This window comes from Sphingomonas glacialis (genome assembly GCF_006439055.1).
GTDB classification, from domain to species: domain Bacteria; phylum Pseudomonadota; class Alphaproteobacteria; order Sphingomonadales; family Sphingomonadaceae; genus Sphingomonas; species Sphingomonas glacialis_A.
The window spans coordinates 429,411-441,478 of sequence record NZ_RCZC01000002.1 but is presented as its reverse complement, the minus strand read 5'-3'; the positions used below and the strand labels follow the sequence as shown (position 1 = coordinate 441,478).

8 protein-coding genes are annotated in these 12,068 nt (G+C 66.8%); 5 read left to right on the top strand and 3 right to left on the bottom strand.

All coding sequences use genetic code 11. The features are described from left to right. Positions 1-71: 71 nt before the first annotated feature. From EAH76_RS05840 to EAH76_RS05825, 4 genes are all read left to right on the top strand, one after another. Positions 72-599, top strand: a complete 528-nt coding sequence (locus EAH76_RS05840; protein ID WP_140849093.1) for an RNA polymerase sigma factor — start codon at positions 72-74, stop codon at positions 597-599. After that, positions 596-1,474, top strand: a complete 879-nt coding sequence (locus tag EAH76_RS05835) for a FecR family protein (RefSeq protein WP_140849091.1) — start codon at positions 596-598, stop codon at positions 1,472-1,474. The genes EAH76_RS05840 and EAH76_RS05835 overlap by 4 nt, the downstream gene beginning before the upstream one ends. Before the next feature lie 102 nt (positions 1,475-1,576). Continuing rightward, complete coding sequence (locus EAH76_RS05830) at positions 1,577-4,570, top strand: TonB-dependent receptor (RefSeq protein WP_140849089.1); 2,994 nt, start codon at positions 1,577-1,579, stop codon at positions 4,568-4,570. 122 nt (positions 4,571-4,692) lie between these two features. Continuing rightward, positions 4,693-6,357: a GGDEF and EAL domain-containing protein gene (locus EAH76_RS05825; RefSeq protein ID WP_140849087.1), complete on the top strand. Its 1,665-nt coding sequence runs from the start codon at positions 4,693-4,695 to the stop codon at positions 6,355-6,357. Positions 6,358-6,372: 15 nt separating this feature from the next. Here EAH76_RS05825 and EAH76_RS05820 read toward each other — a convergent pair whose 3' ends face one another. The 3 genes from EAH76_RS05820 to EAH76_RS05810 are packed head-to-tail and all read right to left on the bottom strand — an operon-like array spanning position 6,373 to position 9,422. After that, complete coding sequence (locus tag EAH76_RS05820) at positions 6,373-6,975, bottom strand: methyltransferase family protein (protein WP_140849085.1); 603 nt, start codon at positions 6,973-6,975, stop codon at positions 6,373-6,375. Between the two features lie 51 nt (positions 6,976-7,026). Next, positions 7,027-8,754 (bottom strand): M1 family metallopeptidase, encoded by a 1,728-nt coding sequence (locus tag EAH76_RS05815; RefSeq protein ID WP_140849083.1) that lies wholly within the window; start codon positions 8,752-8,754, stop codon positions 7,027-7,029. Beyond that, positions 8,751-9,422: a hypothetical protein gene (locus EAH76_RS05810; RefSeq protein ID WP_140849081.1), complete on the bottom strand. Its 672-nt coding sequence runs from the start codon at positions 9,420-9,422 to the stop codon at positions 8,751-8,753. The genes EAH76_RS05815 and EAH76_RS05810 overlap by 4 nt, the downstream gene beginning before the upstream one ends. 82 nt (positions 9,423-9,504) lie before the next feature. Between EAH76_RS05810 and lon the strand changes: the two genes are divergently transcribed. Further along, positions 9,505-11,952: an endopeptidase La gene (lon, locus tag EAH76_RS05805; RefSeq protein ID WP_140849079.1), complete on the top strand. Its 2,448-nt coding sequence runs from the start codon at positions 9,505-9,507 to the stop codon at positions 11,950-11,952. The last annotated feature ends 116 nt before the right edge of the window (positions 11,953-12,068 follow it).

The window sequence follows — 12,068 nt, the reverse complement described above, 5'->3', positions numbered from 1 at the left end:
GCGAATCGCGGCATTCCGTCCGCAGGGGAGCGACCGATGACCGACCCGTCGCGCCTGCGCGCGTTTCGCCAATGACGCAGCACGCACCCACGCTGTCGCGCGCCAGCGAGCATGGCGACCTGCGCCCGCTGCTCCAGCGCTTCGTCGAGCGGCGGCTCGGGCACCGCGCCGACAGCGAGGATATCGTCCAGGAAATCTATGTCCGGCTGTACGATTATCGTCGCACGCGCTCGATCGGCGATGTCGGCGCGTTCTGCTTCACCGTCGCGCGCAACCTCATCAACGACCATCTGCGCCGGGTGCGCCGCGTCGGTGTCGCCGAAGCGGTGTCCGAAGAACTGATCTGCCCCGCGCCCCGCGCCGACGAGATCCTCGCCTATCGCGAGCGCGTCGACGTGCTGATCCGCGCGCTGAAGGCGATGCCTGCGCTGCGGCGCGAAGTGTTCACGCGGCGCCGGCTCGAGGAGCAGCCGATCGCGACGATCGCCGCCGATCTCGGCATGACCAACGCCGCGGTCGAGCGCCATTGCGGCCGCGCGGTCGCCGATCTGCGCCATGCGCTCGCGCGGCGCGGGCTTGCGCTGGACGAGGGGGCATGAGCGTGGTCACGAAACCGGCGCCGCGCGGCGTCGCGGAAGCGGCGTTGCTCGAAGCACTGGCTACCTGTGCCGCGAGCGAACGCCTGTCCGACGCGCAGGTCCATGCGATGCGCGCCAAGCGCCGCCGCAAGGTCGGCGCGAGCGGTGGCGCCGCCGCACTGCTGCTGGTTGTCGGGGCCGGAATGTGGGTCGGCGGGATGGCGAGCACGCGACCCGTCGCGCTCGCGCATCTCGAAACGCAGCGCGGCGAGCAGCGTCGTTTCCAGTTGCGCGACGGCTCGAGCGTCCGGCTGAGCGGGGCGACTGCGGTCGATATCCGGCTCGAGGCGGACGCGCGCAGCGCGGTGCTCCGCCACGGCGAGGCCTTTTTCGACATCGCGCACGATCCGGCGCGCCCGTTCGCGGTCAAAGCGGGGAAGGCCGATACGCGGGTGCTCGGCACCGCATTCGACGTCGATCTCGCCCCCGATGGCGCGGTGCGGCTCGCGGTCTATCGCGGGCGCGTGCGGTTCGGGCCGAGCAAGCCTGCGCGCGCCGGCGACAGCGTGATCGTGCCGGCCGGCTGGCGCTCGCACTTCCGCGGCGGTGTCGCGGGCCTGCCGTCGCGCTTCGACGCGGCGCAGCAGGATTGGCGCCATGGCTGGCTCGACACCGATGCGATGCGGCTCGGCGACATGGTCGCGACGCTCAATCGCGGGAGCGGACCGGTGATCGCCACGCCGCCGCCCCAGCTTGCCGACCTGCCTTTGTCGGGGCGTTTCAAGCTCGACCAGCCGCGCCAACTGCTCGAAGCGGTAGGCGATGCCTATGGCTTTACCGTGGAGGGCGACAGCAAGAGGTTGCGATTGCAGGCTCACCCAGCGTCACAAAAATGACGCGTAAACGCCTGTAAATCGTAACAACTTTCTTTTGTCCGGATTGCCGCCTTTCCCCGTCTTCCCATTCGAGGCGCCGCTTGGCGCGTAGGGGGAAAGCACATGCACCGTTCCAAGAAGATCCTGCTCGCCGGGCTGGCGACCGTCGTTGTCACCACCGCCGTCGCCGCGCCGGCGCACGCCACCGAGGTCGCGTTCGAGCGCCGCATGGCGTTTGCGATCGCGCCGACCGATCTGCGCGGCGCGATCTCCGAATTCTCGCGCACGACCGGCGTCCAGGTGCTCGTCGCACCCGCCGCGGTACAGGGACGGCACACCGCGGGCATCAGCGGCACGCACAGCGTGCGCGACGCGCTGACGTTGCTGCTCCAGGGCACCGGCCTGACCGCCTCGATCCGCGGCAGCGTCGCGGTGCTCAAGCCGGGCGCGACGCCGCGCATGACGCGCGCCCGGGCGACCAAGGTCGAGACGCGCGCCGTCGCCGAGCCTGCGCCGGCGCCTTCCGAAGGAGAGGAAAACCGCGGCCCCGACATCATCGTCTCGGGCTATCGCCAGAGCCTGCAGCGCGCGCAGGATCTCAAGCGCCGCGCGGTTGGCACCGAGGACGACATCCTCGCCACCGACATCGCCTCGTTTCCCGATCTCAACCTCGCCGAATCGCTCCAGCGCGTCCCCGGCATCACGATCACGCGCGACAGCGGCGAGGGCCGCCAGATCGCGCTGCGCGGGCTCGGCGCCGATTTCACGCGCACCCAGCTCAACGGCATCGAGGTGCTCGGCAACACCGCCTCGGGGATGGACAATCGCGGCGGCGTGACCCGCTCGCGCGCATTCGACTACAGCCTGTTCGCCTCCGAACTGTTCAACCGCGTCGCGGTGCAGAAGTCGTTCTCGGCCGAGCAGGACGAAGGCGGCATCGCCGGCACGGTCCAGTTGTCGAGCGCGCGGCCATTCGATTATCCGGGCACCAAGCTCGTCGTCTCGGCCAAGGGGCAGACCAACGACAATACCAGCGGCATCACCCCGCGCTTCGTCGCGCTCGCCTCGACCCGGCACGGCGATTTCGGCGCGCTCGTCTCGGTCGCCTACAGCCGGATCAAAAACAACGAATATGGCTATCGCAACTGGGGCTGGGGGCTGACCAAATACAACGCCGCCAATATCGGCCCCAATATCGATGCCGCGACGCGCGCCAACCTGCTGGCGGGCGTGTGGCAGCCGACCGCGCAGTCGCCGTCGAGCTGGTTCACCGACCGCAAGCGGCTCGGCATCACCTCGTCGCTGCAATATCACCCCGGCAGCCGCTTCAAGCTCGATATCGATGGTCTGTATGGCCGGCTGCAGGACCATCGCGACGATTATGCGATCGCCACCGCGGGCACCAATGCGCTGACCGGCACCTCGATCACTGGCACGCAGGTGATCCAGAGCGCGGTGATCGACAAGACCAATACGCTGCGCGCGGCCAGCTATACCGGGATCGATCTCCGCTCCGAGCATCACATCGTCAAGAACCACACCGATTTCTACCAGGGTGTCGTCAACGCCAGCTGGGACGTCAGCGACCGGCTGAGCTTCCATGCGCTCGGCGGCTATGAGGAATCGGATTTCGGGCAGCCGGTGTTCGACAAGGTCTTCATGGAACTGAAGAACACGCCGTTCAGCTATGACGACCGGCCGACGATACCCGTCAATACCTATGGCAAGGACATCACCGATCCCAACAATTGGGCGGTGCAGCGGCTCGACGTCCAGGAAAACAAGATCACCACGCAATATGCCAATGCCAAGCTCGACGGCGCGTACAAGCTGACGCCTGCGCTGACCTTCAAGACGGGCGGCGAGTTCAAGCATTTCATCAACAGCGGCTATACCTGGGTCAACAAGGTGTTCCACAACGTCCCCGCCGACATCGCCGTGCCCAACGGGCTAAAGCAGACCGTCGGGGTCGACACGCTGACGCAATATATCGTCGGCAATGTCGATGGCATCTACAGCTATCTCGGCGATCCGCGCAGCCTGACCGCCGCGAACCTTCAGGCGGGCAGCGACTACCGCGTCGATGAAAAGACCTATGCCGGGTTCGGGCAGCTCGATCTCGACACCTATCTCGGCGGCCTGCGGCTGCGCGCCAATGCCGGCCTGCGCTATTATTCGACCGACCTGATCTCCTCGGGGCATCTTGCGACGCCGACCGGCTTTTCAGCGGTGTCGATCTCGACCAACAGCCACGGCTTCCTGCCTGCGGCCAATCTCGCGCTCGACGTGGCGAAGGACGTCGTCGTGCGCCTCAGCGCCAGCCGCAACGTCAACCGCCCCGGGCTCGGCGATCTCGCCGCGGCGGGATCGATCACGACGCGCCCCAATGGCGGATCGCTCAGCCTCGGCAATCCCTATCTCAAGCCGTATCAGGCGACCTCGATCGAAGGTGGGGTCGAATGGTATATGGGCCATACCGGCTTCGCCTCGCTCGGCCTGTTCTACAAGCATATGGACAGCTTCATCGTCTCCTCGACGCAGCAGATCCCCTACGGCCAGACCGGCCTGCCGCTGTCGCTGCTGGTGCAGGGCGAGGATGCCAACACGATCTTCGACGTCAGCCAGCCGATCAACGGCCCCGGCGCCAACATCAAGGGGATCGAGGCGGCGTTCCAGCACGACTTCACCTTCCTGCCCGGCGTGCTCAAGCATCTCGGCGTCGTCGCCAACGGGACGTGGTTCGACGGGCATCAGACGGTGTTCTTCAGCGGCGTCCCGCGCGACCTGCCGCTCTACAATCTGTCGAAATGGGCGGCGAACGCGACGCTCTATTACGAGAACAAGGTGTGGGGCGTGCGCGTGTCCGACGCCTATCGCAGCCAGTATCTGACCAGCGCCAGCAACGCCTATGCCAATGCCGGCGACGGCATCAAGGGCACCAACAACGTCGATTTCCAGGCGCATGTGAACCTGCGTCCCGGCGTGCGGCTGATCGCCGAGGGGATAAACCTCACCAATACCGCGATCCGGCAGTTCGCCAGCGTCGATTATGACCGGCCCGAAGTCTATACGACGAGCGGCCGGACATTTTCGGTGGGCGTGACCGCGGAATTCTGATCGGTTCCGCCTGGCCGGACCGCGTCCGGCCAGGCGGCGCATCCGGCTGGGCTGCGGTGGCCACCTGACGGCAAGGGAAAGACACGCACGATCGGTTAACGAAACTTGATCTATGTGGTCTTATGACCAAGTTCGACGCCGATCCGATATGGCCCTCGCCGTTGATGCTGCCCTCGGCCTCCCGGCTGCTCGATATGCTGCCGGGGCTGGTCGCGTATTTCGGCCCCGATCTGCGCTATCGCTATGCCAATGCGACCTATGCGGCGTGGCGCGGGCTCGCGCCGGCGCAGATCGTCGGCAGTTCGTGCCGCGAGATCGTCGGCGAGACGAATTATCCAACCGTGCGGGGCCTGATCGAGCAGGCGCTGGAGGGAAACTCCGTGACCGCCGAATATACGCTGTTCGATGGCGCGAACGCGCGCGACGTCCAGGGTAGCTATGTCCCCGATCTCGACGCGACGGGGCAGGTGTGCGGCGTGGTCCTGCTGGTCACCGACATCAGCGTGCGCCGCGATCTCGAGGCTCGGATCGTCGAGACCGAGGGGATGTTCGACGATGCTTTCCACCATGCCCCGGTCGGGATGGTGGTCACCAATCCCGACGGCCGGATGGAGCGCGTCAATCGCGCGTTTGCGACGATGCTCGGAATGTCGAGCGCGCAATTGGTCGGGACCGATTTCCGCGCGATCACGCATCCCGACGACGTCGATGCCGATGATCGCCAGTTCCGTCAGCTGCTCGCCGGTCGGCGCAGCAGCTATCGGATGGACAAACGCTATCTGCGGGCGGGTGGCGAGATCGTCCATACCACGCTCGCCGTCTCCGCAGTGCGCGGTCTCGACGGCACGCCGGTGCGCGTCATCGCGCAGATCGAGGACGTGTCGGAGCGCCGCAAGGCCGAGCGCGAGCAACAGGAAGTCACCGCCAGGCTGATGCTGGCGATGGAAGCGGTGCGCGGCGGCTTCTGGCATATCGATGTCGAGACGATGCGCTTCGAGATGTCGCCGTCGTTCCAGCGCTTCGTTTCGGGGAGCGATACCGCCGGCTCGCTCGATCTCGAGGATTATGCCGAGCGGATCGTTCCGGCCACGCGCGACGCGGCATCGGTGCAGGCACTGGTCGACGGGACGATCGACGAGACATCGGTCGAATATGAACTGGAGACGATCGCCGGGCCGCGCTGGATGCGCTGCGACCGGCGCCTGCTGCGCGCGCCCGACGGCAGCCCGCTGCGGATCGTCGGCGTGACGATCGACATTTCGGAGGACCATGAGCGCCAGCTCGCGGCCGAGACGGCGGCGGGCACCGATCCGCTGACCGGGCTGCTCAACCGGCGCGGGCTCGACCAGCGGCTCGGTCAGCCGAGCACGGGCTGGCCGCTGGGCGTCGTCGCGATCGATCTCGACCGCTTCAAGGCGGTCAACGACAGTATGGGGCATTCGGTCGGCGATGCCGTGCTGGTCGAGGTGGCGCAGCGCCTGCGCGCCGCTGTCCGCCCGACCGACTATGTGGCGCGGCTGGGTGGCGACGAATTCGCCGTCCTGCTTCCCGAGTCGAGCGCCGAGCGCGTGGCCGCGGCGGCTGAGCGGATCGAGGTGACGCTCAACGCGCCGATGGTGCAGGGCGACGCGGTGGTGCCGATCAGCGCGAGCGTCGGGGTGGTGATGACCGAGCCGGACGACGGCAAGACCGCGCTGGAGAGCTTCACGGCGGTGTGGCGTCGCGCCGATGTCGCGCTCTACGCGGCGAAGCGCGCGCGCCAGGAACGCTGGGCGGACCCCGCCTGATCGCGTTCGGCGCGGTCAGAGCAAGCCGGGCACGAAGCGTTTGACGCGCGCCGCATAGCGATCGAACGCCGGACCGAACGCCGCGCGCAGCACGACCTCTTCGTGGCGGACGCGCATCCACGTACCGAGCGCGAAGAGCGGCGCTGCAACGAGCAGATTGGCGGTATGCCCATAGGCGATCGCCATCGCGACCATGACGCAGGCGAGCGAGACATAGATCGGGTTGCGGATCTGCGCGAACGGGCCGGTTTCGACCAATTGCCCATCGTCGCGCGTGCGCGCGACGAGCGCCCAGTTCCGGCCCATCGCGCGCGATGCCGAATCGAACAGCCAGACCGCGCCCAGCATCAGCGCAAGCACGACGCCCGCCTCGATCAGCGCCTTGGGCGAGAGCGGATCGAGCGCGATGTGGATCGGCCCGAAGCCGGCGAGCCCGATGCCGATACCCTGAACGACGATCCACACGATCGAGGCATTGCGGCGTTCCGAGTCGGCGCTTGGCGGGGCGCTCCGCCCGCGTGCGCGGGCAAGCAGCAACGTCGTCAGCCCGGCGAGGAAACCGATCGCCAGCGCCGCAAGGCCGGGAAGCCCGACCGGGTCCAATGGGATGAACGCCATCACTGCTCCCCTACCAACCGGACTGTATTGTGTGCCTACGACACGTCCTTGTCAATTCGCCGATTTCGCGGCCTTTGCCGCGGCATCGCGCCACGTCTGATACGCCTCGATCGCGATCGAGCGGCGCAGCAGTTTGGCATTGGGGTCGATCACGATATGCGCCTGGCGCGGCACCGCGAGGCTGCCGAAGCCGCCGGTCATCGCGACCCGCACGATCCGTCCGTCGACCTGCACATCGACCGGCATCGGAAAACGCCCGCCGCCCGGCGCCTGCCAGTGCAGCGTGAGGCGGGTCGTGCTGCGCGTCTCGATCAGCTCGGGGAGCGCCGCCTCGCGCAGGTAGACGTCGAAGAACCAGCCATAATCCTTCCCCGTCACGCGTCGCACGATCTGCTCATACTCGGCGGTCGAGGCGTAGCGCGGGGTGAAATTGCCCGGCCGCGGATCGAGCCGGCCATAGACGATTAGCCGCGTCACATCGCGAAACGCGCGGTCGCCGATCAGCGTGCGCAGGCTGTGGAGCATCCACGAGCCCTTGTAATAAATGTCCTGGCCGGGCCCGCCCTTGCTGATCTCATACACCTCGTCCTCGGTGCGGACCTTGCCGGCGATGACCGGGCGGAGGTTGGCGATCTTGCCCCGCTGGTCGGAGAGCATCGTCGCATACCGCGCCTCGCCCTCGCGCCAGCGGCCGTAGAGCGGCTGCATGTAGCTGCCATAGCCCTCGTGCAGCCAGTAATCGTCCCAATTGGCGGCGGTCATCTGGTTGCCGAAGAATTCATGCGCGAATTCGTGCTGGAACAGCCAGTCGAAGCCTTCGGGCGCCTTGGCATAGCCATTGCCGTAGGCGTTGATCGTCTGATGCTCCATGCCCTTGTACGGCGTCTCGACCACGCCGAGCTTCTCGTCGCCGAACGGGTAGGGGCCGACCTCGCTCTCGAAGAAATCGAGCGTCGGCGCGAATTCGGCGAACAGCGCCTTGGCCTTGGCCTCCTCGCCGGGGAGATACCAATAGGCCATCGGGATCGTGTTGCCGTAGCGGCTCTTATAGCTGCCCGAGACCTCCTCGAACGGCCCGACCGTCAGCGCGACGCCGTAGGTGTTGGGATGCTTGACGCGCCAGTTCCACGTCGTGCGGCCATCGGCGAGCGTATCCACGCCGAGCAGCACCCCGTTCGACGGCGCCTTCAGCCCCTTGGGCACGGTGATATGGAGCGTGACGACGCCCGGCTCGCCGGTCGGGAAATCGAGGCACGGCCAGAACAGGTCGCACCCGGCGCCCTCCGCGGTCGTGCCGAACCACGGCGCGCCGCTCGGCGTCTTCGCCCAGACGACACCGGGGTCCCACGGCGCGTTGACAGCGACGTGCGGCGTGCCGCCATAGGTCAGCCTGGCCGTGACGTGCCCGCCCGCCGCGACCGGCCGGGGCAACGGGATGACGAGCTGGCCTTCGGGATTGCGCCATGCGCCGGGCGCGAGCGGCGTGCCGTCGATAGCGACCGCATCGACGGGCAGGTTGCGGTCGAGATCGAGCACGAGCTTGGTCAGCGGCGCCTTGGCGGTGAAGCGCAGCGTCGCGACCCCGCGCAGCGTCTCGGTCTCGGGCAGCACCTCGAACGCCAGATCGGCGCTGTCGAAGCCGAGCTTCGCCTGCTCGGGGTCGATCGGTCCGCCTGATTTCTGCGTCTGCGCGGTGAGCGGCGGCTCGCCCTTGGTGGGCAAAGCGGCGGCAGTCAGCGCCAGGCAGCTGCACAGGAAGGCGATACGGAAAGGAATCATGCGGGGCTCAGTTCCACGGAGAAATCGGTGATCGTCAGCCGCAGCGACGGGCGGCCGTCCTGCAGCATCGTCGTGACGCGCGGGAAGCGGACGCCTTGTGCGCTCACGCTGCCGGTAAAGCTGAAATGCTGGCGGATCGAGGGCGCGCCGGGGGCGGGCGCCGTAAGCACGTAATCGGCCGCGGCGATCTGGCCATCGCGGCCCAGCGTCAATGCGATCGGCGGATAGCCCTCGCGTGCCGCGTTGAGCCGGTTGCGACCCGCCACCGACACGAACGCCGGGGCGAGCAGCAGATAGGCGAACGCACCGAGCCGCTGGCGTTCGAACCGCGCTTGCGCGGCGGGCAGGGTGGTCTGCGCGCCGCCCTGCACCAGAAACGCGCTATCGCGCTCGATCATGACGGTGCGTGCGGCGTCGCGCGTCTCGCTGATGAGCCAGCTGTCCGAGCGCGCCCGCGCGAACGGCTCGATGCGGCTTTCGACTTGCAGAGTGACCGGCGTCTTTCCGAGCATCATCCATGCCGTGCCGCTCCACGCAACCACCCGGACGCGCGCCAGCCGATCGCGTCCCCCCGCCGCAGCGAAGGCGCGCGCGAGCGGGTCGCCACCGCCACGCGGCGCTGCGTTGAGCAGCGCAGGTGAGGCAGCGAGCGCGATCGTTCCGCCCAAAAGCGCTCGGCGATTGATGGATCGGCAACTCCCCCCATATAAGGGGTCAAGCACGCGGCCTTGTCGCGATCTCGGAGTATCCATGACCCAAGCTTCTGCCACCCCGTCCACTCAGGCTTATCCCGTCCTGCCGCTGCGCGACATCGTCGTTTTTCCGAACATGATCGTGCCGCTGTTCGTCGGGCGCGACAAGTCGGTCGCAGCCCTGGAAGCCGCAATGGCCGCCGACAAGGAGATTTTCCTCGTCGCGCAGCTCGATCCCAGCGAAGATGATCCCGATCGCGACGATCTGTACGAGATCGGCGTCACCGCTGTCGTGCTCCAGCTGCTCAAACTGCCCGACGGCACCGTCCGCGTTTTGGTCGAGGGCAAGCGCCGCGCCGCGCTGACCTCGCTCGTCCAGAGCGATGGCTATCTCTCGGCCGAAGTCGACATGCTCGAAGCCGAGGCCGACGAGGCCGAGACCGGCGAGCCCGTGGCTGCCAGCACCGAGCTGTCGGCGCTGATGCGCTCGGTGATCGACCAGTTCGAGAATTACGCCAAGCTCAACCGCAAGCTGCCCGCCGAGACCGCGGTCCAGCTCGGCGAGATTGAGGACGCCTCGAAACTCGCCGACGCGGTCGCCGCCAACATCCAGGTCAAGGTCAGCGACAAGCAGGCGCTGCTGATCGAGCGCGATCCGGCCAAGCGGCTCGAGATGGTGTTCGCCTTCATGGAGGGCGAATTGGGCGTCCTGCAGGTCGAGAAGAAGATCAAGTCGCGGGTCAAGCGCCAGATGGAGAAGACCCAGCGCGAATATTATCTCAACGAGCAGCTGAAGGCGATCCAGCGCGAACTCGGCAACGAGGGTGACGACGGCGAAGGCGACGAGATCGCCGAGCTGACGCAGAAGATCGCGACGATGAAGCTCTCGAAGGAGGCGCGCACCAAGGCGACCGCCGAGCTCAAGAAGCTGAAGACGATGGCGCCGATGAGCGCCGAGGCGACCGTCGTGCGCAATTATCTCGACGTGCTGCTGGGTCTCCCGTGGGGCAAGAAGTCGAAGATCCGCAAGGATATCTCGGCGGCGCAGGCAGTGCTCGACGAGGACCATTATGCGCTCGAGAAGGTCAAGGACCGGATCATCGAATATCTCGCGGTGCAGGCGCGTACCAACAAGCTGAAGGGGCCGATCCTGTGCCTCGTCGGTCCTCCCGGCGTCGGCAAGACCTCGCTCGGCAAGTCGATCGCCAAGGCGACGGGGCGCGAGTTCATCCGCCAGTCGCTCGGCGGCGTGCGTGACGAAGCCGAGATCCGCGGGCATCGCCGCACCTATATCGGCTCGCTGCCGGGCAAGATCGTGACGAACCTCAAAAAGGCCGGTACCAGCAACCCGCTGTTCCTGCTCGACGAGATCGACAAGCTCGGCCAGGATTTCCGCGGCGATCCGGCATCGGCGCTGCTCGAGGTGCTCGATCCCGAACAGAACGCCAAGTTCCAGGATCACTATCTCGAGATCGACGTCGATCTGTCGGACGTGATGTTCGTGACGACGGCGAACACGCTCAACCTGCCGCAGGCATTGCTCGACCGCATGGAGATCATCCGGCTCGAAGGCTATACCGAGGACGAGAAGGTCGAGATCGCCGAGCGCCATCTGATCGAGAAGCAGATCGAGGCGCATGGTCTCAAGGCCGGCGAGTTCACGCTCACTACCGAGGGCCTCCGCGCGCTGATCCAATATTACACGCGCGAGGCGGGTGTGCGTACGCTCGAGCGCGAGATCGCCAAGCTGGCGCGCAAGGCGTTGCGCCAGATCCTCGAGGGCAAGACGACGAGCGTCACCGTGACGCCCGACAACCTGTCCGACTTCGCCGGCGTGAAGAAGTATCGTCACGGCCTGGGTGAAGAGGAGAACCAGATCGGTGCGGTCACCGGGCTCGCCTGGACCGAGGTCGGCGGCGAATTGCTGACGATCGAGAGCGTCACCGTGCCCGGGCGCGGCCAGGCCAAGATCACCGGCAAGCTCGGCGACGTGATGAAGGAATCGATCGAGACCGCGTTCAGCTTCATCAAGGCACGCTCGCCCTCGTACGGGATCAAGCCGAGCATCTTCGCGCGCAAGGATATCCATATCCATCTGCCCGAAGGCGCGGTGCCCAAGGACGGTCCGTCGGCGGGTATCGGTATCGTCACCGCGATCGTCTCGACGCTGACCGGCGTGCCGGTACGCCGCGACATCGCGATGACCGGCGAGGTCACGCTGCGTGGCCGCGTGCTGCCGATCGGGGGCCTCAAGGAGAAGCTGCTCGCGGCCTTGCGTGGCGGCATCACCACGGTGCTTATCCCGCAGGAGAATGAGAAGGATCTGGCGGACATTCCCGCCAACATCCGCGACGGTCTCAAGATCATCCCGGTGGCGCATGTCGACGAGGTCTTGCGCCTTGCGCTGACGGGGCCGCTCACCGCGATCGACTGGACCGAGGCCGACGATCTCGCCGCGCAGCCGCCGGCGGGTGTCCCGGCCATCGGCGGTGAACTCCACCACTGAGCTCGGCTCGGCGTATATTACTGCATCCTCGCCGTTTTGACCGACGGCGGGGGTGTTTTTGCTTTGACAGCCCCGATGCGAGCCGCCTTACTGTACCACCGGCTTTTGCCTGGGAA

Bases quoted from the DNA above. Each gene is read 5' to 3' on its own strand.
- EAH76_RS05815 (WP_140849083.1), bottom strand. From the start codon at position 8,754: ATGATTCCTTTCCGTATCGCCTTCCTGTGCAGCTGCCTGGCGCTGACT.
- EAH76_RS05825 (WP_140849087.1), top strand. From the start codon at position 4,693: ATGACCAAGTTCGACGCCGATCCGATATGGCCCTCGCCGTTGATGCTG.
- EAH76_RS05830 (WP_140849089.1), top strand. From the start codon at position 1,577: ATGCACCGTTCCAAGAAGATCCTGCTCGCCGGGCTGGCGACCGTCGTT.
- EAH76_RS05835 (WP_140849091.1), top strand. From the start codon at position 596: ATGAGCGTGGTCACGAAACCGGCGCCGCGCGGCGTCGCGGAAGCGGCG.
- EAH76_RS05840 (WP_140849093.1), top strand. From the start codon at position 72: ATGACGCAGCACGCACCCACGCTGTCGCGCGCCAGCGAGCATGGCGAC.
- EAH76_RS05820 (WP_140849085.1), bottom strand. From the start codon at position 6,975: ATGGCGTTCATCCCATTGGACCCGGTCGGGCTTCCCGGCCTTGCGGCG.
- lon (WP_140849079.1), top strand. From the start codon at position 9,505: ATGACCCAAGCTTCTGCCACCCCGTCCACTCAGGCTTATCCCGTCCTG.